Origin of the sequence: Phycicoccus sp. DTK01 (assembly GCF_017312765.1) — a bacterium.
GTDB lineage: Bacteria > Actinomycetota > Actinomycetes > Actinomycetales > Dermatophilaceae > Phycicoccus > Phycicoccus jejuensis.
The window spans coordinates 1-25,089 of the sequence record NZ_BOPU01000008.1; the positions used below are offsets into that span (position 1 = coordinate 1).

General features: G+C 67.4%; 27 protein-coding genes. 16 read left to right on the forward strand and 11 right to left on the reverse strand.

The features are described 5' to 3' along the window. Positions 1 to 221 precede the first annotated feature (221 nt). The 3 genes from J3473_RS15350 to J3473_RS15360 all read left to right on the forward strand — a co-directional run bounded on the left by J3473_RS15350 (position 222) and on the right by J3473_RS15360 (position 2,605). Positions 222 to 386 carry a hypothetical protein gene (locus J3473_RS15350; RefSeq protein WP_207024791.1) on the forward strand — a complete coding sequence of 55 codons (165 nt, stop codon included), beginning with the start codon at positions 222 to 224 and terminating at the stop codon, positions 384 to 386. Beyond that, positions 383 to 1,876, forward strand: a complete 1,494-nt coding sequence (locus J3473_RS15355; RefSeq protein WP_207024792.1) for a multicopper oxidase family protein — start codon at positions 383 to 385, stop codon at positions 1,874 to 1,876. Before J3473_RS15350 ends, J3473_RS15355 begins: the two co-directional genes overlap by 4 nt. 111 nt (positions 1,877 to 1,987) lie before the next feature. Further along, a complete protein-coding gene (locus tag J3473_RS15360; protein WP_242525907.1) occupies positions 1,988 to 2,605 on the forward strand; it encodes a DUF305 domain-containing protein in 618 nt (205 codons plus the stop codon). A 330-nt stretch (positions 2,606 to 2,935) separates the two neighbouring features. Here the strand turns inward: J3473_RS15360 and J3473_RS15365 are convergent, their stop codons facing one another. Next, entirely contained in the window at positions 2,936 to 4,171 is a 1,236-nt protein-coding gene (locus J3473_RS15365) for a site-specific integrase (protein WP_207024793.1), read from the reverse strand. Positions 4,172 to 4,567: 396 nt separating this feature from the next. Here J3473_RS15365 and J3473_RS19670 point away from each other — a divergent pair, with 396 nt between their 5' ends. The 5 genes from J3473_RS19670 to J3473_RS15390 all read left to right on the forward strand — a co-directional run bounded on the left by J3473_RS19670 (position 4,568) and on the right by J3473_RS15390 (position 8,995). Next, entirely contained in the window at positions 4,568 to 6,736 is a 2,169-nt protein-coding gene (locus J3473_RS19670; RefSeq protein ID WP_207024794.1) for a helix-turn-helix transcriptional regulator, read from the forward strand. Next, entirely contained in the window at positions 6,681 to 7,277 is a 597-nt protein-coding gene (locus tag J3473_RS19675; RefSeq protein ID WP_207024795.1) for a LuxR C-terminal-related transcriptional regulator, read from the forward strand. The genes J3473_RS19670 and J3473_RS19675 overlap by 56 nt, the downstream gene beginning before the upstream one ends. A gap of 112 nt (positions 7,278 to 7,389) precedes the next feature. Continuing rightward, entirely contained in the window at positions 7,390 to 8,076 is a 687-nt protein-coding gene (locus tag J3473_RS15380) for a hypothetical protein (protein WP_207024796.1), read from the forward strand. A 56-nt stretch (positions 8,077 to 8,132) separates the two neighbouring features. Next, the gene (locus J3473_RS15385) at positions 8,133 to 8,759 is read left to right on the forward strand and encodes a DUF2306 domain-containing protein (RefSeq protein WP_207024797.1); all 627 of its coding nucleotides are present in this window, start codon (positions 8,133 to 8,135) and stop codon (positions 8,757 to 8,759) included. Further along, positions 8,756 to 8,995, forward strand: a complete 240-nt coding sequence (locus J3473_RS15390) for a hypothetical protein (protein WP_207024798.1) — start codon at positions 8,756 to 8,758, stop codon at positions 8,993 to 8,995. Before J3473_RS15385 ends, J3473_RS15390 begins: the two co-directional genes overlap by 4 nt. A 411-nt stretch (positions 8,996 to 9,406) precedes the next feature. Here the strand turns inward: J3473_RS15390 and J3473_RS15395 are convergent, their stop codons facing one another. Further along, positions 9,407 to 10,576, reverse strand: coding sequence for an MFS transporter (locus J3473_RS15395; protein ID WP_207024799.1), 1,170 nt, complete (start codon positions 10,574 to 10,576; stop codon positions 9,407 to 9,409). Between the two features lie 61 nt (positions 10,577 to 10,637). Here J3473_RS15395 and J3473_RS15400 point away from each other — a divergent pair, with 61 nt between their 5' ends. From J3473_RS15400 to J3473_RS15420, 5 genes are all read left to right on the forward strand, one after another. Beyond that, positions 10,638 to 11,225 (forward strand): TetR/AcrR family transcriptional regulator, encoded by a 588-nt coding sequence (locus tag J3473_RS15400; RefSeq protein WP_207024800.1) that lies wholly within the window; start codon positions 10,638 to 10,640, stop codon positions 11,223 to 11,225. Positions 11,226 to 11,399: 174 nt separating this feature from the next. Next, positions 11,400 to 11,957 carry a hypothetical protein gene (locus tag J3473_RS15405; RefSeq protein ID WP_207024801.1) on the forward strand — a complete coding sequence of 186 codons (558 nt, stop codon included), beginning with the start codon at positions 11,400 to 11,402 and terminating at the stop codon, positions 11,955 to 11,957. Positions 11,958 to 12,167: 210 nt separating this feature from the next. Further along, positions 12,168 to 12,572: a VOC family protein gene (locus J3473_RS15410; RefSeq protein WP_207024802.1), complete on the forward strand. Its 405-nt coding sequence runs from the start codon at positions 12,168 to 12,170 to the stop codon at positions 12,570 to 12,572. Beyond that, complete coding sequence (locus J3473_RS15415) at positions 12,569 to 12,844, forward strand: helix-turn-helix domain-containing protein (protein WP_207024803.1); 276 nt, start codon at positions 12,569 to 12,571, stop codon at positions 12,842 to 12,844. Before J3473_RS15410 ends, J3473_RS15415 begins: the two co-directional genes overlap by 4 nt. A gap of 405 nt (positions 12,845 to 13,249) precedes the next feature. Further along, a complete protein-coding gene (locus tag J3473_RS15420; protein WP_207024804.1) occupies positions 13,250 to 13,546 on the forward strand; it encodes a putative quinol monooxygenase in 297 nt (98 codons plus the stop codon). Between the two features lie 119 nt (positions 13,547 to 13,665). Here the strand turns inward: J3473_RS15420 and J3473_RS15425 are convergent, their stop codons facing one another. Both J3473_RS15425 and J3473_RS15430 read right to left on the reverse strand, forming a co-directional pair. Beyond that, entirely contained in the window at positions 13,666 to 14,214 is a 549-nt protein-coding gene (locus J3473_RS15425; RefSeq protein WP_207024805.1) for a dihydrofolate reductase family protein, read from the reverse strand. A 327-nt stretch (positions 14,215 to 14,541) separates the two neighbouring features. Next, positions 14,542 to 15,183: a hypothetical protein gene (locus tag J3473_RS15430; RefSeq protein ID WP_207024806.1), complete on the reverse strand. Its 642-nt coding sequence runs from the start codon at positions 15,181 to 15,183 to the stop codon at positions 14,542 to 14,544. A 206-nt stretch (positions 15,184 to 15,389) separates the two neighbouring features. Here J3473_RS15430 and J3473_RS15435 point away from each other — a divergent pair, with 206 nt between their 5' ends. Then, a complete protein-coding gene (locus tag J3473_RS15435) occupies positions 15,390 to 16,658 on the forward strand; it encodes an ATP-binding protein (protein ID WP_256437951.1) in 1,269 nt (422 codons plus the stop codon). 104 nt (positions 16,659 to 16,762) lie between these two features. On the opposite strand, the gene J3473_RS15440 is transcribed toward J3473_RS15435, so the two are convergent. Next, complete coding sequence (locus J3473_RS15440; protein WP_306790190.1) at positions 16,763 to 18,271, reverse strand: type IV secretory system conjugative DNA transfer family protein; 1,509 nt, start codon at positions 18,269 to 18,271, stop codon at positions 16,763 to 16,765. Between the two features lie 138 nt (positions 18,272 to 18,409). On the opposite strand from J3473_RS15440, the gene J3473_RS15445 reads away from it, so the two are divergent. Both J3473_RS15445 and J3473_RS15450 read left to right on the forward strand, forming a co-directional pair. Beyond that, positions 18,410 to 18,706, forward strand: coding sequence for a hypothetical protein (locus J3473_RS15445; protein WP_207024809.1), 297 nt, complete (start codon positions 18,410 to 18,412; stop codon positions 18,704 to 18,706). Positions 18,707 to 19,600: 894 nt separating this feature from the next. Then, the gene (locus J3473_RS15450) at positions 19,601 to 20,080 is read left to right on the forward strand and encodes a DUF4265 domain-containing protein (RefSeq protein ID WP_207024810.1); all 480 of its coding nucleotides are present in this window, start codon (positions 19,601 to 19,603) and stop codon (positions 20,078 to 20,080) included. Positions 20,081 to 20,200: 120 nt separating this feature from the next. Here the strand turns inward: J3473_RS15450 and J3473_RS15455 are convergent, their stop codons facing one another. The 6 genes from J3473_RS15455 to J3473_RS15480 form a co-directional block, all read right to left on the reverse strand. After that, positions 20,201 to 21,199 carry an ImmA/IrrE family metallo-endopeptidase gene (locus J3473_RS15455; protein ID WP_207024811.1) on the reverse strand — a complete coding sequence of 333 codons (999 nt, stop codon included), beginning with the start codon at positions 21,197 to 21,199 and terminating at the stop codon, positions 20,201 to 20,203. Beyond that, positions 21,196 to 21,897, reverse strand: a complete 702-nt coding sequence (locus J3473_RS15460; RefSeq protein ID WP_207024812.1) for a helix-turn-helix domain-containing protein — start codon at positions 21,895 to 21,897, stop codon at positions 21,196 to 21,198. The genes J3473_RS15455 and J3473_RS15460 overlap by 4 nt, the downstream gene beginning before the upstream one ends. Beyond that, complete coding sequence (locus tag J3473_RS15465) at positions 21,890 to 22,483, reverse strand: sigma-70 family RNA polymerase sigma factor (RefSeq protein WP_207024813.1); 594 nt, start codon at positions 22,481 to 22,483, stop codon at positions 21,890 to 21,892. Before J3473_RS15465 ends, J3473_RS15460 begins: the two co-directional genes overlap by 8 nt. A 62-nt stretch (positions 22,484 to 22,545) precedes the next feature. Next, on the reverse strand, positions 22,546 to 24,168 hold the full coding sequence (locus J3473_RS15470) for a hypothetical protein (RefSeq protein WP_207024814.1): 1,623 nt from the start codon (positions 24,166 to 24,168) through the stop codon (positions 22,546 to 22,548). Continuing rightward, a complete protein-coding gene (locus J3473_RS15475; protein ID WP_207024815.1) occupies positions 24,165 to 24,614 on the reverse strand; it encodes a Mov34/MPN/PAD-1 family protein in 450 nt (149 codons plus the stop codon). Before J3473_RS15475 ends, J3473_RS15470 begins: the two co-directional genes overlap by 4 nt. Positions 24,615 to 24,669: 55 nt before the next feature. Beyond that, positions 24,670 to 25,089, reverse strand: a complete 420-nt coding sequence (locus J3473_RS15480; protein ID WP_207024816.1) for a hypothetical protein — start codon at positions 25,087 to 25,089, stop codon at positions 24,670 to 24,672.

The following is a 25,089-nucleotide window of genomic DNA, read 5'->3' on the forward strand; positions in this document are numbered from 1 at the left end:
CCATGTGGACCTCGTCCTCGACCACCAGCGCGCGCACTCCCGGCGTGGTCGGCGAGGTCGGGACGCTCTGCATGGTGTTGATCGTGTCACGCGGCCACCGCCCGTGCGCCCTGGCGCCGGTACCCCCGCGGGCATCTTCATCGAACCTTCACGCCACCTCGACACGACCGTCGGGCTCGGCGCGGACCCTCGGTGAGGAGACGAAGGAGATGGTCCCGATGATGAACGGGTTCGTGGGCGCCGGCTGGGGGATGTGGCTGGTGATGGGTGGCGTGGTCGCCGCACTGTGGGTCCTGGTGGTCCTCGCCGTCGTGGCGCTGGTGCGCCCCGGCGCGCGGGCCGCAGTCGACGAGACCGCCTCGCAGGACACGGTGGCGCGCCGATGAGCGCCACCCGCCGCAGCTTGCTCACCGGTGGGCTGGGCCTGCTGGGCCTGGGCGCGCTGAGCGCCTGCGGTGGTGGGGCCCGGTCTGTCGGGCCGCACTCGGCCGCGGTGGCCTCCACCGAGGCCGCCCGTCACGCGCGCGGGCTGGTCACCACCTCGCTGCGCGCTGCCCCGAGCAGCGTCGACCTCGGCGGCGTCGTCGTCGACACCTGGGCCTTCGGGGACACGGTGCCCGGGCCGACACTGCGGGTCGACGCGGGCCAGGTCCTGCGCGTCGACGTGCGCAACGACCTGCCTGCCGACACCTCGGTGCACTGGCACGGCATCCGGCTGCGCAACGACATGGACGGCGTGCCGATGATGACGCAGGACGCGATCCGCCCCGGTGGGGCCTTCCGGTACGAGTTCACCGCACCTGACCCCGGTACCTACTTCTTCCACCCCCACGTCGGCGTCCAGCTCGACCGCGGGCTGTACGGCGTCCTCGTCGTCGAGGACCCGCACGAGCCCGGCCGCTACGACGACGAGTGGGTCCTCGTCCTGGACGACTGGGTCGACGGCACCGGGCGCACACCGGACGACGTGCTGGCCGGGCTGACCGCCGGCTCCGGTTCGGCCGACGCCTCCGGAGGGCACGGTATGGGCGGCATGATGGGTGGCTCGATGAGCGGCATGGGGGGCATGGGCTCTGGTGGGATGGGTGGGATGTCCGGCGGCGGTGACGTCGTCTACCCCCACTACCTCGTCAACGGTCGCGTCCCGGCCGACCCCGACGTGCTGCGGGCCCGACCCGGTGACCGCATCCGCCTGCGCGTCGTCAACGCCGCCTCGGACACCGTCTTCCGGCTCTCCCTCGCCGGCCACCGCCTGACGGTCACCCACAGCGACGGCTGGCCCGTGGAGCCGGTCGAGGGCGACGCGCTCCTCATCGCGATGGGCGAGCGCTACGACCTGCTCGTCACCCTGGGCGACGGCGCCTTCCTGCTCACGGCGACCCCCGAGGGCAAGGACGGGCAGGCCCTGGCCCTGGTGCGGACCGCGAGCGGCACGCCCTCGGCCTCCGCAGCGGCGACCACCACGTCCGGCACCGTCCTGTCGCTGGAGAGCCTCCGCCCGCTGGCGGGCACCACGATCGTCGCCCGCGAGAGTGACCGCACGCACGACCTGGCGCTCTCCGGGTCGATGAACCCCTACCGCTGGACCATCAACGGCCGCAGCTTCCCCGACACCGACCCCCTCGAGGTCCGCTCGAGCGAGCGGGTCTCGCTGGCCGTGAGCAACATGTCGATGATGGTCCACCCCTTCCACCTGCACGGGCACACCTTCTCCGTGCGCGGCAGCGGAGTCCGTAAGGACACGGTCCTGCTACGACCGATGCAGCGACTGCTGCTGGACCTCGACGCCGACAACCCCGGCCAGTGGGCCGCCCACTGCCACAACGCCTACCACGCCGAGACCGGCATGATGACCACGCTCGGCTACGTCACCTGACTGGGCTGCGGTCGAGCTTCTTCACCGAACCTTCATGGAGCCTTCGGGGAACGACCGCACGCCCGCGAGACGGTGGGGAATGTTCCTGTTCTCCACCACCGAAGGACACCCGTGCCCTCCACCACCCGTGCCACCCGTCGGCTCGCACTCGGCGCCGTCGCTCTCACCGCCGCGACCCTGCTCGCCGCCTGCGGCTCCGACACCGACCACTCCGCCATGCCGGGCATGTCCGGGATGGCTTCCTCGAGCGCGTCCGCCACGGCCGGTGGTTCGGCGGGCCAGAGCGCGCCCGGCGACGTGATGTTCGCGCAGATGATGATCCCTCACCACCAGCAGGCCGTCGAGATGGCCGACCTCGCCCTCGACGCCAAGGCCGACGCCTCCGAGCAGGTGCGCGCCCTCGCCACCGACATCAAGGCCGCCCAGGACCCCGAGATCCAGACTATGCAGGGCTGGCTCACCTCCTGGGGTGCCCCCGCCGGCGCCGGCATGGACCACAGCATGCCCGGCATGATGGGCGAGACCGAGATGGCCTCGCTCAAGGACGCCACCGGCACCGACTTCGACCGTCAGTGGCTCACGATGATGATCGCCCACCATGAAGGCGCTATCACCATGGCCCAGGATGTCCTCAGCAGCACCAAGGACGCCGAGGTTCGCACCCTCGCCGAGGCCATCATCGAGGCACAGCAGCAGGAGATCACCACCATGCAGGACCTTCTCGGCTGACCCAGCCTGTGCGAACGGGGCCCCACCGCGACGGTGGGGCCCCGTTCGCGCAGTCACGGTGCTGGGATGTCGAGTTGGCCTAGATCGGGCCGTCGCGGGGTCAGCTGTCGTCGCGGGGACTCGAGGTCTCTTGGACGCGATCCTGGGGGTGTGGCGCACCGTGAGAGCCGGGCGGCCTCCAGGCTGAGCGAGCCGAGTGGGCACGCGCCGGGTTCTCGAGTGATACGCGTGCAGCTCACAGATAATGATTGACAGTGACCCCCGGGCAGAACTCCACCTGTGGCAGTGCACGCCCCTCCAGGGGTTGGCTGATCGACCAGCGGCGGCCGCTCACGCAGTCGTTGTGCTGCCGAAGTGGATGTCGGAGAACGCGGCGGTGGTGAGTTCGTCCATGCGACTTTGGGTGGCTCGGACGTATCGCTCGGCTGCTTGGGTCGAACTGTCCCCAAGGAACAGTTTGACCTCTGCGACATGCGCTCCCCGCTGAGCCATGCGGGTCGCTCCTGTTGCGCGCAGGTCATGGAAGTTGATCGGCCTGCCGACCGCGTCGCGCACGGCGGCCCACCCGCCTCTGCCCTTGCGAAAGGTGGTCTCAGAGAGCCATCCACCGTCATCGGCGGGGAAGAGCAGTCCGTTTCGCCCGACGATCCAGGTGTCCATGTGATGCGTCAGCACCTCGAGCACGGGGACGGGAATCCGCTGGTCTCGCCTGCCCGCTTGGCTCTTGGGGCCCTTCTCGTAGCGACGTCCATTGGGCCCGGTACCGATGGCTCGCGTCACTCGGACGACCGGGACTTTGGCCTTCAGCTCGATGTCCGAGCGGCGCAGCGCGATGATCTCCCCGAAGCGGAGGCCACAGCCGAGAGCGAGCGCGACCATGGCTCGCCACTCGGGGCGGATGGTGGTAAGGATGAGGCGCAGGTCGTCGTCGTCGATCACTTCGGTCCGGGACTCTGACCGGCTGCCAATGGAGCCGGCTCCGTCGATCTTGAAGGGGTTGATGGCCCCCGGAAGGACACCGTCGGCTGCGGTTGCGCTTCGCAAGATGGCTGAGCCCAACGCGTAGCACTCCCGAGTGGTCTTGGGCTTGTCGTGGGGGAGGCTCTGCTCGTACCAGCGAAGGACGACCGTCGGTGTGATCTCGTCGAGAGAGAGTGGACCCAGGGAGGGCAAGAGGTACTTCCTGAGCCAGAGACCGTATGACCGGCGCGTGGACTCCTGAAGGGGGCCGTTCCGCGTTCGGCGCGTCCGCAGCCATGTGGCCGAGTACTCCGCGAAGGTGACGACGGCCTCACGTTCGGCTTTCCGCCTCTCCACCTCCGCTCGCTCAGCCAAGGTGGTCCACTGCGCTCCCTCGGCGATGAGGCGGCGCTCTTCGTCGCGAAGCCAGTCCCGCGCCGCCTCTCGCCCATACGTGGTCGGCTCGAACGTGTGGGGCGCGGCGATGAGCTGTCCGCCCCGACCCGAAGGGTGATTGGTAGGCACGCTGTAGCGCGCCTGCCAGCGCCCCGACCGCATCCGGGACACTTGCCCGAATCGGTGACGCCCCCGTTTTGCATCGTTCATGCATCGGATCGTAGGGCCATTCCTGTCCATATTCGACCCCTCGATGGACAGTTAGCGCAGCCGTACGATCAGGCAAACGTGCAGGTCGGAGGGCATTCGTGACCCTGAGAGTCCACGTTGGTCCAACAGGACCAATCGTTCGTTCGAGTCCAACCGGGGGAGCGTCGTGAAAGGGCCTCTGAACAGCGGAAACGCTGATCAGAGGCCCTTTCGCGGTAGGCCGCCCGGCCCCGTCACATCGAGGATCGGTCAACCGTGGACCGGCTGTCGCCATCACGCCTCTGCGGGATGCCGTTCACCTCGACAGCTCCGGGGTCCGCACCGGAGCCCGCGTAGTGTTCGGTGGAAGCCGACCACACGGCGGATGGGTTGGGGTGAACGCTCGTGACACTGCAGATGGTCGCGACCAAGGTGTACGTCCCCGCCGCCCGTGCCGGTCTCGTGTCGCGAGACCGGCTGCTCAGCCGCCTCGAGGATGGCGCCTCTCGACGGCTGACGGTCGTGTCGGCCCCAGCAGGGTTCGGCAAGACCACCTTGGTGGCCTCGTGGCTGCCCAGGATGACGAATCCCCGCACCGTGGCGTGGCTGTCGCTCGATGCCGCAGACGCCGACCCCACGCTGTTCTGGCCAGGGGTGGCGGCAGCCCTCCACAGAGGGCTCGGGCCGCCTGGCGCAGCTGCACCGGGTCAACTGTCGGCCTTCGGTGTCGCGACCGACGTGACGGTGTCATCCGTGCTCAATACGCTCGCCGACACCCCGGCGGAGGTGTTGCTGGTCCTCGACGACTACCACCTGGCCGACGTGCCCGAGGTGGCGCGCGGAATGGCGTACCTGGTCGACCGACTGCCTCCCCACGCTCACCTGGTGCTCACCACGCGCGCCGATCCGGACCTCCCACTGGCACGATGGCGCGCGCGCGGCGAGCTGGTGGAGATCCGCGCCGTCGACCTGCGCTTCACTCCCGTGGAGATCGCGGCGTACTTCGAGGAAGCCACCAGCAAGCCCCTGACGTCCACGCAGGTGGACACCCTCGAGAGCCGCACCGAGGGGTGGATCGCCGCTCTGCAGCTGGCGGCCGTTTCCCTGCAGGGGCGTAGCGACGTCGCGGCATTCATCGACGGCTTCGACGGCGACCACCGGTTCGTCGTGGACTATCTCATCGAGGAGGTTCTGGACCACCAGCCGCCGGCGGTGCGGGACTTCCTGCTGCGCTCGGCGGTGCTCGACCGACTCACCGGCCCACTGTGCGACGCCGTTCTCGACCGCGACGAGTCCGGCGCGATGCTGCAGACCTGTGAGCGTGCCAACCTCTTCCTGCAGGCGTTGGACGACCGCCGGGAGTGGTACCGCTACCACCAGCTCTTCGCCGACGTGCTGCGGGCCCGGCTCGTCGGTGAGCAGCCCGAGCTGGTGCCGGTGCTGCACGAGCGCGCGAGCACGTGGTACGAACGCCACGACCTTCTCGAGGAGGCCGTGCGCCACGCGCTGTCTGCGCGCGACGTCGAGCGATCCGCCCGGCTGATGGAGCGGGCGATACCGATGATCCGTCGGCATCGACGCGAGGCCGTGGTGGCGGGCTGGCTGGCTGCGCTGCCCGAGGACACCGTGCGGCGCAGCCCGGTGCTGAGCGTCTTCGCCGGCGCCCTCGAGATGGTCGCCGGCGACGTGGCCGCCGTGGAGAGTCGGCTCGACGACGCGGAGCGCGCTCTCGTCGCTGCCGAGGCGGACGGCGTCCAGCCCTGGTCCCGGACGGATGAGCTGCGCACCCTCCCGTCGACGATCGCCATCTACCGGGCGTCCGTGGCACAGGCCCGCGGTGACGTCGAGGGAACGGCGGCGCACGCTCGGCGCGCCCTCGACGTCGCCGGACCGGGAGACCACCTTGCCCGGGGTGGCGCGGCGGGGTTCCTCGGCCTCGCCCACTGGGCGCGCGGCGACGTCCATCAGGCGTTGGAGACCTTCGGGCAGGCTGTCGAGAGCCTGCGCGCGGCCGGCAACCTCGTCGACGCGCTCAGCGCCGCTGTCGTCCTCGCTGATCTGTGGCGCGTTTCGGGGCGACCGGCGACGGCCCGGGAGCGCTGCGTGCAGGGGCTGCGCCAGGCCGAGGGGCACGGTGAGGCGGTGTCGCGGGCGACGGGCGAGCTCCACGTGGCCCTGGCCGAGCTCGACGTGGAGGCCAACGAGCTCGACCGTGCCCGCACGCACCTGCAGGTCGCTGACGGGCTGATCAGCCGGGCACCGCTGAACGAGATGCACTTCAGGTACTTCGTGTCCGCCGCGCAGCTCGCGGCGGCCGAAGGGAACCTGCCCGGTGCGCTCGTCCACCTCGACCGGGCCGAAGAGCTCTACCGCCCCGGCTTCCTCCCGGACGTGCGGCCCATCCCCGCGATGAGGGCGCGGCTGCTCGTGCGCCAGGGAGCACTTCCTGCGGCGGCAGACTGGGCGCGCGCGGGCGGTCTCGCTGACGGATGCCCCCGAGCCGCTGCGCGAGTACGACCACCTCACGTGGGTGCGGCTCGCGCTCGCGCAGCACCGCGCCCATCCCGTCGGGGGAGCGCTCGATGAGGTGCTCAGCCTGCTCGAGCGGCTTCGCGCGGCCGCCCTGGAGGACGGGCGGCACGGCAGCCTGGTCGAGATCGCCTTGATGAGCGCACTCGCGCACGACATCGCCGGTCGGCAGCAGCCGGCGCTGACCGCGGTCGCCGAAGCGCTCACGGCAGCTCCCGAGCCCGAGGGTTTCATCCGGCTGTTCCTCGACGAAGGCGCCCCCGCCAAGGCCTTGCTCAGGGCGGTCGACCCCGCCACGACCGCCGGGCACCAGGCCCGACGCGTGCTCACGAGCGGTGCCCCCAGCCGCGCCCGGCCAGCCGACTCCTGGCCCCGTGCGGCGCGTTCGGCCGACCCGCTGAGTGCGCGCGAGCAGCAGGTGCTCCGGCTGCTCGACAGCGAGCTGAGTGGGCCCGAGATCGCCCGAGTCCTGTTCATCTCTCCCAACACGCTGCGAAGCCACACCAAGCACGTCTTCACCAAGCTCGGCGCCTCCAGCCGCCGGGAAGCCGTGGCCCGGGCCCGCGAACGCGGCCTGCTGTCGCAACCCGACGGCTGACGATCTCACCCGGTCGATCACCTCATCGGGTGATGTCGGGTCACCCGTTCCCTTCGTAGGTTCCGGACCAGCCCCGGCAACCGCCCGGGACACGGGTCCCACGGAGGACGTCATGGAGATCACCACCACCACGCTCACCCGGGCCGCCGGCCTGGCTGCCATGGCGGCAGGCACCCTGTTCATCGCCGTGCAGGTCAAGCACCCTGAGATCACGGTGGACTTCATCCAGAGCACCCAGTGGAAGGTGCGCCAGGGCATGAAGATCGCGATGGCCGCCCTCGCGCTGGCCGGCATCGCCGGGATGTACCTGCGACAGGTGCGCCAGAGCGGCGTGCTCGGCCTGCTCGGCTGGCTGCTGTTCAGCCTGGGCTACCTGGCCATGCTGTGCGTCGAGGCGATCGGTCTGGTCGTCATCCCCACGATCACCCAGAGCTCCTCCGAATACGTCAACGGCGTGGTCGCACTCGCCACCAACCGCGGCTCGAGTGCAGACCTGGGCCTGTTCGGGGCGCTCAACGGTGTCCAGGGGCTCGGCTACATCGTTGGCGGACTCGTGTTCGGTGTCGCGTTGTACCGTTCAGGCGTCCTGGCCCGCTGGGCCGCAGCCCTGCTCGCGGTCGCCGCCCTGGCCACCCTGGCGCCGCTCTTCCTCCCGGTGGCCAACCAGCGTCTGTTCGCCCTTCCGAACGCCATCGCCCTCATCGGGCTGGGATGGTCGCTGTGGCGCGAGCAGCGCGCCGCGGCCGTCCCGCCCGCGACCACCGTCGACGCGCCGCTCGACCCGGCCGGCGCCCGATGACTCTCCCGGCCGCAACGAACCCCGCCCGGCCGGCCCGGCCGATCGGGTGGGTGCCGATGGCGCTGCTCGCCCTCGTGGCGATTCCAGCCGTCGCCGGGTCCCTCCGTCTGCTCGAGCTCGCAGGCGGCCCGCTCCTGCTTCCCGCCAACCCACGGATGACGGCCTCACCCGTGCCCGTCGTCGTCCACGTGCTGAGCGCCGTGCCCTACGCCGTGCTGGGGGCCTCCCAGTTCTCGTCGACGCTGCGCCGCCGGCACCCACACTGGCACCGCACGGCCGGGAAGGCCGTCGTGGTCCTCGGCCTGCTCGTCGCGCTCTCGGGGATGTGGATGACGTTGTTCTACGCCCGCCAGCCCGGCACCGGCGAGCTGTCGTTCCTCTTCCGACTCCTCTTCGGCTCGGCCCTGACCGCCTGCATCGCGCTCGGTTTCGCGGCGATCCGCCGCGGCGACACGCCGACCCACCGGGCCTGGATGACGAGGGGCTACGCCATCGCCCTCGCCGCCGGAACGCAGACCCTCACCTTGGCCGTCGGACCTGCGCTCTTCGGACCCGGTGCCCTCACCAAGGACCTGAGCCTGGGCGCCGCCTGGCTGATCAACGTGGCGGTCGCCGAGGTCGTCATCCACCGCGACAGGCGACCCACTGTTCCGGCCGTCGTCACCCTCGTGGGCACCCCATGACCACGCTCTCACCGGGCGGTCGGCCAACCGCCTATGTCCTCCGGGTCAGCGGTCACCTCGACCCGCCCTGGGCGGCGATGTTCGGGATGGTCCTGGTCCACGACCCGGACGGCACCACAACCCTCACCGGCGCCGTGACCGACCAAGCCGCACTGCACGGCACCCTTGCGCGAATCCGCGACCTCGGCGTCACGCTCATCTCCGTGGTCGCCATCGACCCGGGGTCGACGCCGTGACAACCGCCGGTTCGAGCTGGTCAGTGCCGCGATGTGGCGTGCCGCCGGGGCAGCTGGGTCGACGACGAGTGCTCCACCCCGGCCGCCGACGCTGGCTGCGGGCCATGTCCTGGCTGGTGGCGCTCTTCTTCCTCACCGCACGGGGCTTCGGCCTGCCGCCCAAGGGCCACGGGTCATGACCTACGCCGAAGTCCGGCGCATCCGCCGACGACACCTCGATGCCCCGATCGCGCAAAGCGTCGGAGAGCCAGGTGGGTGACCTGACGCTCTCGGCAATCGCCTTCCAGCCGAGGTGGCAGCTTCGCGGCGGTGTGCCGCGGGCGGAAGGCCTCCTCGTGCCGTCACGTGGATCGCTCGTCGGCAGTGCACCTGCGATGCCTGTCGGGACGGCCGGGCCGGGATGGACTCCGGTCAAGGTCGGACGGCAGCCCGCCCCACCATGGCCGCTCGCGCAGGGGTGAGGGCGCCGAGCAGGGCGACCGCCGCGCACACGTGGAATGCGGCGGCGAGCCCGAGGAGGTCGACGACTACGCCGACGACGAGCGCCCCGATCGCCTGTCCGAGGGCGATGAGGAAGAACGAGGCGCCGACGCCTTGCTCGGTCCGGCGCGGGTAGCGGCGGGTGGCCCACACGAGCGCGACGCCAGTCAGCGCGATGTAGGCGGCGCCGAAGGCGGCCGCGGCGACGAGGACGGCCGACCGGTGGGACGGGGCTGAGCCGATCACTGCGGTCGCGCCCGCGAGCAGCACCATGAGGAGTGCCCATGACCTCGCGACGCCGATGCGCTGCACCAGAGGGCCGCTCAGCGCCCCGGCGATCCCGGCAGCGCCGATGACGACCCACACGAGGGCACCGATGGCGTCGTCACCCGGCGTGCCGGCTTCGACGATGCTGCGCCCGGAGGTCCAGACCGCCACGCTGCCCACGCCCAGCGTGAAGGAGGCGACCAGGAGCGCGACATCGTGCCCGCCACGGGTGCGTGCAGGGATCGTCGCGCCGTCTCGGGGATCGCGGCCGGGCACGGTACGGCGAACCCACCACGTGACCACTGCCGCGCCGCCCGCGTACACCAACCATGCGAGGCGCCACTGCGCTGACAGGAGGAGGACCACGGGTCCGGACAGCAGGACCCCGAAGCCGGTGCCGGCGTTGACGAGGGTTTGGGCGCGGTCCCGTCGGGCTCGCCGGACGCACTGCTCGACCGCCGCGGCCAGGGGAGGAGAGGCGATGCCGGTGCTGGAGCCGGCGACCAGCAGCGCGACGGCGAGCGCCGTGGCGGACGGGGCCACCGCGACCCCGGCCATTCCTACGGTCGCGACCGCCCCGGCCAGCGACGCCACGCGGCGAGGACCCCACCGCGGGGTGAGCCAGGTGCTCACGAGGATCGCGACGCAGTAGCCGACGTAGCCCCCTGCTCCGATGACCGCGGACCACGTGTCGCTGAGGTCGAACTCCGCCTGCAGCTCGGGAGCGAAGAGACCGTAGGCGAACCGGGCGAACCCGTAGCAGACGGCGACCAGGGCCGCGCCGGCGGCGACCGTCGCGGCCGCCGGCACGGCTGACCGTGCGGCGCCGGTCACGAACATCCTCGGAGACGAGCTGCTAGAACGATCGTTCTACTCATGCGGCTAGAGTAGCCGCATGAGTACGTCGCACCTGCCCCGCCGGTCCGCGCGCGCTCGTCTCCTCGAGGCCGCGGACGAGCTCTTCTACGCCGGCGGCATCGCGTCGACCGGTGTCGACGCCGTCATCGCCCGCGCCGGCGTGGCCACGGCCTCGCTGTACAAGAATTTCCACGGCAAGGACGACCTGGTCGCGGCCTACCTCGCTGAGCGAGACGAGCGGTGGCGCCGGCACTGGGAGTCCTGCATCGACGGCGAGACCGACCCGGTGCAGCGGGTGCTCGCGCTCTTCACCGCGATGGACGGCTGGGACGGGCGTCGCGCCAGCCGGGGCTGCGCGCACGTATCGGCCAGCCTGCAGCTCCCCGACGAGCATCCCGGACGGGTCGTCGCGCGCCGGCACAAGGAGCACGTCGCACGTCGGCTCGAGGAGCTGGTGCGCGAGACCGGCGTCGGCGACGCTGCCGAGGTGGCCCGGGACCTGCTGCTCGTCTACGAGGGGACTTTCACCCTGCTGGCCCTCGAGCTGGACCCCGACCCGGTGAACCGCGCCCGCAGGCTCGCCAGGTGGCGTCTCTCGTCACCCAAGGCCCCGCGCACCGCGTGAACCAGAGGACGGCCCGCGTGACCTCTCGGCGGCGGTGGCCATGTGCGACGAGCGACTGGCGGCGGAGTGGGCCTGTCGTCACGAAGCCCCGCCGCTGGGCCTCACCTCGAAGTCGGACTCCATTCGAACTGGTTCGCCACCGACGGCGCCGCGGTCAGTCCTACTGTTCTGCGGGTGAGCGAGGTCCGGCGACACGGCGTGAACGTCTGGCGTCCAAGCGTGCGAGCCAGGCTGAGCTGGGTCCTCCTCGTGACGGTCTTCCTCGTGGGTACGACGTCGCTCGCGATGAGTGGTCCGCTGCCGACGAAGGATGGGCTCCTCTTCGCCTGCGCTGACATCGCCTTCATCTCGCTCTCGCCTGTTGTGTTGTTCCGCTGGCGGATGGTGCTGGGCTCAGATGTCGTGTCCTTGGTGTTCCTGCGCGTGCGGCGCATCGAGCTTCGCAGGATCGTCGAGGCAAAGGTCGTCCCACGAGAGGGCCTCACGTTCGTCCTGGACGACGGGAGCACCGAGTCGTTCGGGGCCCTGGGGAACACTGCCTGGGCGCACCGTCGCGCTACAGCGAGCAGGGCGGACCTCGCTGCCCGCGCCGTCTTGGTGGCAGCCGCTGAGGCACGGGGAGAAGAACCCCCGCTGGCGTACCGCCTCCCGCCCATCAAGGGCCTGAAGCGAGCCGCGGTCGAGGACGGAATCTGGGCGTTGGTCGTCGGCTTGATCGTCGGCAACTGGTAGCCGGCACCACACGCGGCCACCGCGTCATGCCGGCCCCGGTGACGAGCACTGCCGGACCCTGTCCATGTGCGCGGACAGCGGCGAGGTGACGCACCTCGGGGTTGTTCGAATGCGGATATCGAGTGGCGCGAAGCTCTCCAGACGAGAGCCCGGTCCACTCGCTCAAGACGTGCCATTGACAAGGCACTTGCATTTTGCAAGTGTCTTGCCATGAGCCTCTTCATCACGTGTCCTGTGGAGGATGTCGCGCGCGCCTCCGCCTTCTACACCGCGCTCGGCTGGACCTTCAATGCCGAGATGTCGGACCACAACGTCTCGTGCTTCGCGATCGCGCCCGAGCAGTACGTCATGCTCGGCAGCCGTGAGATGTACGCGCAGGTCGGTGGCGTCGAAGAGCTGATCGGCGGCCCGGGCACGCCCTCGAAGGTCACCGTCTCCTTCGACCTCCTCAGCCGCGAGGCGGTCGACGACCTGGTCGAGCGGGCCGTCGCCGCGGGCGGTCGGGTGGGTGACACGGACGACTATCCCTTCATGTACCAGCGGCAGTTCGACGACCTCGACGGCTACCACTACTCACCGTTCTGGATGAAGCCGCTCGCCGACCCCGCCGAGTGAGCGACCTCGCCGCGGCCCTGGACGTCGTCGGACGCCGATGGGCCCTGCTCATCGTGGAGAGGTTGCTCGAGGGTCCGCAGCGCTACGGCGACCTGCGGCGTGACCTCGGAGTCCCGACGAACATGCTCGCCACGCGCCTGCGCGAGCTCGAGGCAGCCGGCGTGCTGCGCCGACTGCCGCTGCACCACAACACCAGGGCTTACGCCTTGACCGACCGGGGCCTCGCTCTGCGTGGCGCCATCGAGGAGCTCGCGCGCTGGGCCCGCGGGTAATCACCCCATGCCTGCGACGAGCACAAGTAGTGGAGGCAGGCCCAGCCGTCAGGTCAGCAGGCGGCGAAGAGACGCAGGGCGCGAGGTCCCATTCTGCGGAGGACGCAGGGGTGCGCCTCGGCTCGGTGGTGGCAGCGCTCTGGTAGTCGATGCCGTGGTGCCTCCGGCGCGCGTCGCGACGCGGTCCCGGTGACGCCCCAGGTCCGGGGACGCCTGCGGTCCAGCGAGCGAGGACACGTCGTTTGATCAGCGTCCGGGGCTCGACTCGGTCGTGGCATGAACGCGCACGCTCGGGAGGGTCACGTGAGTGCTACCGAGGGCGTACGGTCGAAGTTCCGCCGAGCCGCGATGCCACATCCGACATCGCTCTGCCGGTTACGGGGTATCCCGATGAGAGGACCAGTCATGGCTGTCGACCGAGGACTGTTGGCGACGTTGAAGGCCAAGCCGGGCAAGGGGGATGAGCTGGGAGAGTTCCTGAGGAAGGGCCGAGAGCTGGCAGCTCAGGAGGGCGGCACCGTCACCTGGTACGCGTTTCGACTCGACGACACGACGTACGGGATCTTCGACACCTTCGAGAGCGAAGACGCCCGCCAGGCCCACGTGAACGGCCAGATCCCGGCTGCACTCCAGGATGTCGCCTCAGATCTGCTGGCCGAGGATGCCGTGATCTCACCGATCGACGTGCTCGCGGTCAAGTAGCGATCCGCGCGCTCGGCGTCGTCGCCCCGTGGCGGCGAAATGACGCACCGAGGCGCGGTTTTGGCGGCGGCGGTCGAGGGGGGCGACCGTGGATTGTGCGTGCCGAGGGTGACGCAGAGTTAGCTCATCGTCCAGCGTTCGTAGCCGGTACCGCTGGGCCAGGCGGCGGCCTCGGCCACCCGCGCGTCGCGTATCGAGAGGTCGTCTGGGAAGAGGTAGCGACCCTCGCCTTGCACCACCGGGTACCGGAAGAGTCGGATCTCGTCCACCAGCCCGGCCTCGAACAAGGCATGAGTCAGGCTGACGGACCCGGTGCAGACGATGTCACCACCGGTGTTGGCCTTGAGCTCTCGAACGGAGTCGAGCCAGTCGTCGCCAAGCACGGTGGTGCCCCTCCAGGCGGGCTGTGTGAGCGTGCTCGACACGACGTACTTGTCGACCCGGTTCAAGTAGTCGCTGACGCCGGTGCTGTCGTCGACCAGGTCTCGCCAGTAGCCGCGCATGGACTCGAAGGTGCCCCGCCCGAGCAGGACGGCGTCGGCGCTGTCGCGCTGCCGAGCGTTCTCGGCCAGCAGCTCATCGTCTTGGTCTTGGGCGACGAACCAGTCGCCCAGCATGTCGATGCGGCCGTCCATGGTGATGTTCTGAGTCACAGCCAGTTTGCGCATGGAAGGCTCCAGTGGTGTGGGCCGGGTCGGAGCATGAGGACCAGAGCATCCTCGCTCCGTTTGGCGGCATCGCCAGACTCCCTCGCCCGTGGGGATCAAGAGAACGTACCCCGACCACTCGAGCAAGGGCGGAAAAGTCCCACGACTACCGGCGACCCACGACGAACGCGCCGCCTCATGGCATCGCTTTTCAGCCACGACGCGCAGCTCGGGCCACCACACGCCCGTCTGGCGGCGGAAAGACGCACGTGAGGTCACTCGCTGGCGCGGCGTTCTCCGCGAGGCTCTGCCCTCGACCGCCACTGATGACGTGTCGGCGCCGTGCGCTTAGGCCAAAGTCGTCCGAGTCCCATCGGGGTACCAGACCTCGACGCGTCTCGTGTGTTGAGCGATATCGGGGACAGCGTTGATCACAGCGATCTCGGCGACCTCGCGCTTCGCGTCGAATACCGAAACTCGCTGCAGAGTGTTGCTACCGCGGGTGTGATTGACGTGTCGCACCGCGCCAGTGTTAATCGCGGCCAGTCGAGTTTGATACCTGTGCTCTGTCAGCAGGGACCGGGTATCGAGTGTCAGCACAAGCCGTGGTTGGTCGGCGTAGGCCGCGTGCAGATCTTTCAAGCGCTTCGGCGTCGGCGTGAAGAAGACATGCCGGTTGAGCTGCTCGAGCCAGTCCGGGACGGTCATGTCGGTCAGAGCGCGCTCGAGCATCTTGACGTTCATGGGGTGTTGGTCGCGTAGGTACACGACGCCGTATACGGGGTGCGACAAGGGGACGGTCACCGAGCGGCGCTCACGCAGTAGGCGGGGGCGTTGATCCAATGGAACCTCCCAGCGCTCCAGGAGGGCAGCGACGCTGAGCAGCCCGTGCTCCTTGATGCTCGGCCAAGCATCCGGCCCGTGAGCTAGGTGGTAGCACCTCGGATAGCGGGATGAGAGCTCGTCGTCCTGCATCTGCACGCCCTTCACTTGCCCGCACTGTGTGCCGAGCCTAGGTCCGGGCCGGCTCAGGACCGAAGGGGCTTAGGCCTCAGGCATGGGTATGCGACCAGGTTGCCGACTTCTCGCGGCGGAGTGGGTCAGGTCGAAGGGATCGCCGTTGCCGAGAAGCGGTGTAGGTTCCGGCTTGGCTCGGCCGCTGCGACTGGACGCGTTACCTGTTTAGAAGGTTTTATTTGAGACAGGTAAAGCGTCCTAAAAGGAGTAACGTTCCGATGGTGCAGGCGCTGACGAACCCTTACACCCCGAACGCCGGGGCCGAGCCCCAGGCGGTCGTGGGCCGCGACGACCAGCTCAGCTCGTTCGACCTCCTGCTGGCCCGCATCGAGTCCGGCCGCACCGAGCAGTCCATGATCATTACAGGACTCCGAGGGGTCGGGAAGACCGTCTTGCTGGGCCAGTTTCGTAGCAAGGCGCTGGCCAGGGAGTGGGTGGTCCTCGAGCTGGAGGTGAGCAAGAACGACGAGTCGGAGTTCCGTCGCGACCTGGCGACGCGGTTGCGCACGGCACTCTTCGAACTCTCCCCCAAGGCCCGGTGGACGGACCGCTTCAAGCACGCTGCCGCCGTGCTGAAATCCTTCACCGTCAGTGTCGACGCCGCGGGGAACTGGTCAGCTGGGCTGGACGTCGAGGCGGCGGAAGGGTTCGCCGACCACGCCAACTTGGCCCTCGACCTCACCGACGTACTCTTGGCCATCGGCGAGGCGGCCGCCGAGCGCCGCCGTGGGGTCGTTCTGCTCCTTGATGAGGTCCAGTTCCTAAGCAAGCCGCAGCTCGAGGCAGTCATCGAGGCCCTGCACAAGATGGTGCAGCGAAAGTTGCCCATAACCATGGTGGGCGCCGGGCTTCCTCAGATTGCCGAGCTCGCCGGCGACGCCAAGTCTTACGCCGAACGATTGTTCAAGTTCCCGGCCATCGGCAACCTGTCAGCCGAGGACGCGAGGACGGCGCTCTCCCGACCCGCTGCCGACGAGGGGGTGACGTTCACCGAGGACGCCCTAGACGAGGCAGTGACCATCACCGGCGGTTATCCCTACTTCCTTCAAGAACTCGGCTACGCCGTCTGGACCGTCGCCGCGGGCCCCGCCATCACTCGCGACGAACTCATGCTGACTGTGCCGGGCTACGAGGCCAAACTGGATGAGTCCTTCTTCCGAGTGCGACTAGACCGAGCCACCGAACTGCAGCGGGCGTACCTGCGCGCGATGGCCCAGCTCGGCGCGGCCCCGCAGAAGGCCTCGGACGTCGCCGACCTCATGGGTCGCACCTCACAGAACCTGGGCCCCACCCGGGCCGAACTCATCAACATGGGTTTGCTCTACACCCCCGAGCACGGATACGCGGCCTTCACCGTTCCTCACTTCGACCGGTTCCTGCTCAGGGCCATTCCGGAGCTGGTGGTTCCGGCGCTGAGGCGGCGCGGGCCCCGAGAGGGCGCTGATTAATCCGGTGCACGGCCGGGATCCTTCTTGAGGGTCAGCATCGCAGCCAAGCCGTCTGCTCCACCCTTCACGTCAGCGCCTGAACGCCCAAACATGCCGCCACTCGGTTAGGTGTCCTTGCCGCCGCTCGCCACTCGCCACCAAGCCTTCGAACTGTGCAGTGGCGTTAGCCGGACGAACCAGAACGTCGCTCCCATAGCCACTAACGCCGTCCCTTGCTGTAGGGAAGCGATGGCACCTACGTCCATGACGGGCTCCGGCACCCAGCTCTGCGATCTTGAGATGGTGACGTTTCCGGCCGCGTCGCGGCTAGTCGTTTCGGAGGGGTACGAACTACGTTTGACGCCCATGATCTGGCTCAAATTCGTGAGAGTTTCCAAATCGCCAATACCAGGAAATATCACCTTTATAGAAAACAATGTTAGGAACCCGCGCGCGGCCTCACCCCATCGCGCGCGTGCCTGCGACAGATCCTGAAGGCACGCAATGACGTGTAGCCCCTGACTACCCGCTTCGGAAACGATGTCCGGCAAGCTCCTTAGGGGCGCGATCTTGGTGACTTCATCCAGGGCCCACATCACATTGTGAAACTGCCGCGGTTGGCTACGTTCACGCATGAAGCTAGCATCACGAATCTCCTCGAGCAGCCCTACGACTAGTGGAGCGAGCCGCTCCTGCATATGTGAGGGTGAAAGAACATAAAGGGTGTCTGAAGAACGTACGAACTGGTGTGGGTCAAAGTTGGGACACTGTGTGCTTTCGAGCACGCTGGAGGAGTTGTAGGCACTGAGGACGTTGGCCGCCGTGGAGATGATCCCGGACAACTCTCGCTCGGATGTCCGCAGAAGGCCCCGAAGCACATCCATCGCCATGCGGTCGGTGTGACCTTCCAGGATCGCGAGCGCCGAATCCAAGTCACCTGTCAAGACCCAGCGCCGCACTGCCCCAAGAGGGAGTTGCTCCAAAGCGGCTGCGTGCAGCAGGGCGGCAAGCAGTGTCCCCGCTCGCTCACCCCAGTGGGGGTCTGGCGGTCTGCCAGCGCTGAAAGAGGCATCGACCATCGCGAACGCGGTCTGCAGCGTGACGTCCCAGGCTCGCCCGGCGCGCACGGGCGACCATTGCAGCACGTTGACACCGGGGGCCGCATTTGGAAATTGCAGAGATGGGTCGTACACCCAAACTCTGCCGCGGGTCGCCCTCGCCTGGACTGTTGCTGCAAGAACGTCGGCCTTGGTGGAGGTCGCCACAACCGCACCCCATGCATTCAAGACGGATGGGATGATAATGCTCTGCGTCTTCCCAGACCGGGGCGGGCCTATGACCAGAACTGCGTGTTCGGGATCAACCGTGCACCACCCGAAATGCGGAGTCCGCAACCCCAAGAACGCTCCTCCCGGGTAGAGGCGCCAAATGTGCGAAAGTGCGACGGCAGGGTTGGGGGAACCTTCAAGTAGCAGATCCGGTCGGGTCCTGAGCAACTGTTCGTACTCGCGGACTGCTCGCTGCTGTCTTCCTGCTTCCCGACTCTTGCTGCGACTCCGACCTCGAATGATGAGCACGACCGCGAGGAAGATAAACGCCACAACAGTGAAAAGTATCCATCGCCCCTGAGTCACTCAGCCCCCTTGCGACAGTCCAATCGACTTGAGTTGGCTACTGTGTGGCCATATCCGCACGCAGCCTCTACTCTGCCAGCCAACCGGCGCGCACGGAAGAGCCCGGTGTCCCGTGGCCCGCTGGACGATTGGAAGCCAATGGATGAGCCCTCGCAACGCGTTGAGGTAACCCAGACGGCCCGTGAGGGGTTGCTGCGGTTCGCCAGCCATGCTGGATTGGATCGTCTGAGGCACTTGCAGGCGCTGCTGGTCGCCGTCCGCTTCGAAGACTTGCCGGAGCTTGAGTCGGATAGCCACCGTTACCGCGTTCTGATGACGGATGGCTATCGCGTGTTTCTGAAGCCCACCCGCTTCGAGACGCCCGACGCGTCCGGTCATGCAGGGCAAGGCGTTTTGGTGATGGCCGTGGTGAAGGACGGCGAAACCGATGAGTAGAGATCTGGAATCACTACTCGCTGAGGCAGAGCGTGATGCAGCGGACGGCATGACGTTTGACCTGAATTTGGCCCTTCGTTCGATCGAGCTCGCGCTGGAGCGTGAAGAGCTTGCGCGTGACCGAGAGCGCGACGATCGCGACCGGAGCGATGGATGAAAAGCGCAGGGCTCCCACGCCCTTCAACGGGCGATACGTCTTGGTTGCTTGCGATCGTCGGCACGACCCTCTTGGGGGTAGGAGTATATGGCTATTTCACCGAAAGGGACGCGAATGTTACTATAGCCCTGATCACCGCTGGATTCCTATTCGTTTACTCATCGAAGATTGTAGACAGATCCGAAGGGCAGACTAAGGTTGGATTAACGGGAATCGAGACCACTCTTGCGCGCAGGGTTAGAGAGTCGGTACGAGCCGGGGAGAGCGAAGTTACTGAATCTGAAACATTCGACCACCCTCCGGATTCCGCCAGCAGCATGTCCGCAAATGATCTAGATGGCGCAGGTGCCGAAACGGTGATCCTGTCGCCCTCTGCGAGGCGGTCCTTGCAGCACCTTCCTCCGAACCTTGCACTAGCGCTTGGTCGTCGAGTTATGACATCTCTAGCTGAGCCCGAGTTCCAAGCGGCCATTCCCGGGGAGGCGAACCTACCGCCCGCATACCAGTCCGCACGATTTGGTGACGTTATCGTGATTTATCGGCACCTTACAACCCTGGAAGCCTCTGGCAGCGGGGCGTCAGAATCGGGCTACTTTGTCCTAGGGATACTTTCGGGTCTGGATGCGACGTAGCACTACGCCCTGGACTGGGCGGATTGCTTCAGTGGAGCCACCCACTCCAGGTCTAGCTCTGAACAAGACAAGTCTCCCTAGGTACTGCGCGGATGGGTGAGGCAAATGAGGCCGAGGGTCCTGACGCTCGCGTCGTCTTCGAGCTCGAGGTGCAGGAGGGGTGGCCCCCGGTGGGTCGGAACGCGTCTGGCCTATCGGTCTGGGGAGGACACCTACGTCATCGACAATCCACCGTGGTTTGTCTGGGATCTCGCTGGGGGTGACGTGGTCCGCGCGGGCAGCCCAGGCGCGAGTACTCATCCTGTGTTCACTGAGATGCTGCAGCCCTCCCATCACGTCACGATTCGTTTGATCAGCTTCCGACCTGGGCCGGTGCAGGGAGACCTGAAAAGAGCCATCGAGCCGTTTAAGCGGCTCAGCATCTATGCCGAGAGAGCCAGCCAATACGAGATGATCGCGCTCGATATCAGCCCCACGGATCCTGTCGAGGACGTCATCAGGGTCCTGCGAGCTGGCGTAGCCGATGGCTCCTGGAAGTTCGAGGAGGGACGGATCACTCAGGCCTGGTTCGACGCCACGGCATGAGCCGGGCGCCGGGCGCAGACTCGACAAGCGGCGGAAGGACGCACCACTACTCCACAGCCAAGGCACGGCGGAGCGGGCGTCGGATAAATCCAATGCAAAACGATCCACCTGGGGATTGCGCTACCTGCATTCACCGCACACGCCGTTCTCCAGGTCGGGCGCTTGCAGGAAGCACTTGGTACATATGCCTTGGGCTCGGTCACGTCGTGGGCAGTCGCACTCGCCGCACCTTGGGCAATACTGGCGCTTGCATGTCGCACAAGGCCACCCGAAGGCCCGACCAACGTACCCGCAATGGCAGCGGAGTCCGAGGCGAGGTGCCTCCGACTTCGCGGGAGGGAGGGGACCTCCGTGGAATACTTCAACGCCCCAGAGGTCGGAGGTGCTGAAGACTGCATAGAGGCGCTTCTCGGTCGCGATTGCGCTCACGTAATACTCTTGGCGGCGTTCCCACTCGTCGGTCCAGAACGTCTTCCTGGTCGCCGTGTCACCTGACTGCAACGCCAGCAATGGATGGTTCCTTGGAACGTTGGTGTTGCTCCACGGGTAGACCGTGAGGTTGTCGCCACGGAGCGCCGAGTGGACGACCCGGCCCGTGGCGCGGTCGATTATTACCACCGCTCCTGAAGACAGGCGATTCGACAGCGCGATTGCGCATGCCGGGCCACTGGCGGCCGACCGGGCAACAAGCGCCTTCAGGTCTTCGCCCGTGATGGGGCCGGTGCCGACAACGTCATCAAGCAGGCTCTCAGGAATAACCAGATTGGCGGCGACTTCCTCGCAGAGGCGCTCGACCTCGGAGTCCGGGTCGTCACGGTCGGCAAGCCAGTTGAGGGCGTCGTCGTCGCGTTCGACCAGAATGTGCCCTACCTCGTGAAGGAGGGTGAAGTTCTCCTTTCTCGATCCTGGGGTCGGTGAGTACATGACGGTGTTGTGCTTGGCGAAGGACAGCCCGTCGCATAAGCCGCCGGCGCCTCGCCCGGATGTAAGAGCCGGCTCGGCAACCACGGTGTAGCCCAAGCTCTCGATGCCGGTGATGGGGTGCTTGGCAATGGCGGCACGTTGCGCCGGCTCGATAGCGTCGACGAGGCGACGTGCGTGGTCGCGGCGGGTGCTCACGCCGGATGCTCGAAATCGGGCAGGTTCTTGAAGTGCTGAAGGATCGCCAAGAGGGTCTGAGGCGTCGCAGACGTGGCGTTGCGTTTGCCAGCGGTGGCAAGTAGTCGCTTGGAATGCTCAGCGAGTCGTTCGACGGGGACCTTCCTCTCCCGGGACCATTGGTCGAAGAAGGCTGCAATCATTTCGTCATCGAAGAGGACATCCAGGGTCTGGGCGCGCTGTGGATTGGTCGTCAAGATCGAATCAGTGTCGACATTGAGGACCTCGGCAACTGCGTTGATGGTTGCTGGTGGTGCATTGAGCTTGTCGCGTTCCCACGAGAAGACAGTGTTCGCAGTGACGTCCCAGCCCCGTTGCTTCAGGCGCTGTGCGAGGTCGCCGACAGTGAGGCCAGCTGACTTTCGCAAGGCAGCGACCTGGCGGCCGTTGATGACAACTCCTGGGTCTTCCACGAGGCCAAGCATCTGAGCAATCGGGTCGTCGACTCGCACGGGTGCCGCCCCCGTCTCATTCGTATCGGCGTCGAGTTCGGCAAGTGCTTCTGGAAGCCCAGGTGCCCATTGTGCGATGGCGGCGATCAAGTCACGTTCGTCGTCGGTGAGGTCGTCCGACGTTGGGTGCCCGGCCACTGTGTCGAGCAGTGCTTCGACGAACGGGTCGGTCGCGGAGGACGTCTTCTCGTGGTCTGGTTTAGTCATCCCTCGTCACCTCCTCATGGCACTTCTTGATGATGGTCTTGAGCTGGTCGCCGACTCCCTGACCAGTGATGCCGAGTTCCTCGCCGATCTGCTTGTTCGTCGTGCCGTTCAAGACGTACCGGAGGATCGTGACCTGCCGCTCGGTCAGCTTCTCGACAGCGGCGTTCAGTCTCTCCTGCCGTCCTCTCGCGACGTCCTCAGCCGCGACGTGCTCCCCGAGCGGGTCGTGGTCGATAACGCGGGGTTGTTCGGGGTCGCCGGGAGGGAACCGCTCCTGGGTCTTCTTCTCGCTGCGCACCAGATCGACGCACCGATTCAGGACCGCCCTGCGGAGGTAGCCGCGCCACCCCTCGCCCCGGTCGGTGAGCTTCTGCTCCTCGACTAGCTCTAGAAGGTGGGCAAACACGAGGCCGATCGCCTCATCGGCCATGTCGGGCCGCCTGCCGTCGAAGAATCGGTTCGCAACCTTGCGCAGCCACTCGTGGTGCTGCAGGTACTGTGCGCCGACGTCGGATGGGGTGCAGACGCGCGGACCCTCACCCGGGTCATCCGGGTCATCCGGGTCGTCGGCCAGCGCGTCGGTCATTCTTCAAGTATCGGCGATGCACCGGATGGGACGGGTGAGTTTCGGCTCGATCCGCTGAGGAATCAGGAACATCCGCCTTCCGTCGCAGCGCTGTCGCCATACATCGTCCGGTACCAGCGTCGGCGTACGCCGGAATGACAGATGCACGTGCCGGTTGCGTCGGCGGGCGGCCGGCGCACAATCCCGGCTGGCAGGCCGGCGACGTCAAGGTCGACCCGCCGGTCAACGGTGGGTAGGCCGAGCATGTGCTTCACCAGCTCGGCGGCGATCAGGGCACCGGCGAACCAGGACACCTGTGGCGACGCCACCGCGATGACCTCGCGGTCACCGTTCGCCACATCGGCACTGGCGTCGGCGTGGGAACGCATCTCGGCCTCGGCGTACGCCTGACGGATCAAATCGCTTAGCGGGGCGCTGACCAGAGCATCACGTCGCGGCGCGGGAACGCGGCCAGCAGCAATCGCCATGTCGACATCGGAGGGCTCCAAGACGGCTCCGTCCTGGAGCAGAGCGAGCACTCGCGGGATCGGGATGCCGGTGACCTGGGAATACACGCCGGCTTGGGTGAGCGGCGGTTCAGCGCGGACGAAGTCGCAGAACGGGCAGCTGAACCTGTCGGCAAACCGCTCCCACTGAACGTGAAGTTCGGTGCCCAACACCCCCGCAGACAAGGTCGCCTTGCTGAGCACGTCGGCGACGTCGAGCCGCCCACTAAGAGTGTCGACGCTCGAGATCACGACGCCGTGCCAGCCGGGCTCCTTCTTGCTGGTGTTCCAGATGGCGACGTCCGTGTCGTGAGCCTCGGCGGTCAGCCCAAGCTGCTGTAGACGCTTGACCATCTCTGTGGCCTTCTTGCCGGTCTCGCCTCCCAGCAGGGCCGGGTAACGGTACGGGTTACGGTCAGGGTCGAATGCATCGTTGTCGACCGCAGTCACCTCCAGTGCTGCGGACCACGCGGCTGCCGGCAGCGACCCGTTCAGCACCGGCGAGCACGCCGTTGCAAGCAGGGCCATGGCGCTGGTACCCACCGATCCGACCCCCAGGAACCCGGTTCGCCCAACCTCGAACCCGGCCGCTGGGTCAGTGACCGCGAGGTCCTGGTCGTTGACCAGGCGCAGACGGTGGTCGATCAGGTTGGTTTCGACCGTCCCAGTCACCTCTACGCCCGGGAAGCCCAGGTCGGCGAGGACCTTGATGAGGACCTGGCTGACCGCCAAGCACCCTGCGGCATGAAGTCCGAGGCCGTGGTTGGCGCCGATCTCCATAGAGACGGGGCGGTCGGCGAGAACGACGTTCCAATCACCGCCGCCGACGTAGACATCGCAGCCAGGCTCGACGACGCCGAAACCCACCGAGATGCGTCGGGTGGGGGGCAGTTCGGTGACTGGGCGCACCGGCGTCAGCCTGTGGAGCAGGTCAGCCCACGAAGCCGCCTGCCACCAGTTATTCGGTAAGCGACCGTCGCCAGACGGGTCGTAGACAACAACGCGCGGCACCAGACGGGCAATCATCGTCACGAACGCCGCGACAGCGACGCGCGCAGCGTCATTGGCTTCTGCTGACACAGTCACGGAGACTTCGGTCTCATTGAGTCGTTGCAGAACCTGGATAGCCGGCTCCTGCACGCCGCCGGCGGTCTGGCTTCCGAGGAGCCGCAGCCGCGGGTCCTCGGACCAGGAGTTCACGACGACTCCTCAGCGACGATCCATCGGTCGCGATCCGGTCCAGCCATCAGCTCGTCCCAGGACCCGTCGCAGAAGCGGTAGACGGCGCAGGCGTCCAGGCCGCGACGCAGGCCTAGGCCGAAGTACGGAACGACGATCGAGATGCCGCCCTCAAAGGTGATGACGGGGTTGGCGTCGTCCGCCGGGGAGTGGAACGCGTTACCGGGGTGGCTGTGGATGCGCGCCACGTACAACTCGTCAGGGCCCAGTGCGAGAGCGAGGTCCATCTGACCTGCCCGGGGAACTTCGACGTTGACGCTTCCGAAGGCGTCGCGGCGCGCGTTCTGCCGTGGGATGACCAGCTCGAGACCCTTGCCCTTGTTGATCATTGCGGTGCCTTCGAGGCCGAGGGTTCCGCGGTTCTCGAAGAAGGTGCGGGCGTCCTGGAGGACCCTTGAGGTCAGCACGAGTGGTGCTCCCTCGGTCGGTGGCGTCGTTGAAGGTGTTGGAGAGCTGTGGTGATTACGCATTGATGCCTGCCTTCCGGAGAAGGGATTCGATCAGGGAGTCGAGCCGCATGCTGAAGCGGTGGGAGTCCCAGCGTTCGGTGAAGTGGCTCTCGTGGGCGTAGTAGCCGCGGGTGCCGCTGACGCACACGAACGGAACGCCGAGGCTGGGATGGACGCCGTGGCAAAAGCCAGGGATCCACTGCTCTAACGCCAGGATCTCGCCGTCGTCGTCGACGAGGGTCGCGTCGAACGGCTCGGAGTCGTAGCGGGAGCCGTCCAGCAGCAGGTTCCATGAACCGTCGTCTCGCGTCAGGGTCATGACAACGTTCGACCCTTCCCGGTGGAGGTCGCCGGTCAGGTCGCCGAGCTTCATGCGGGCCCGGCCGACCTCCGCGTCGAGGAGGTCGGCCAGGACAGCCGGGTGGAGAGCCAC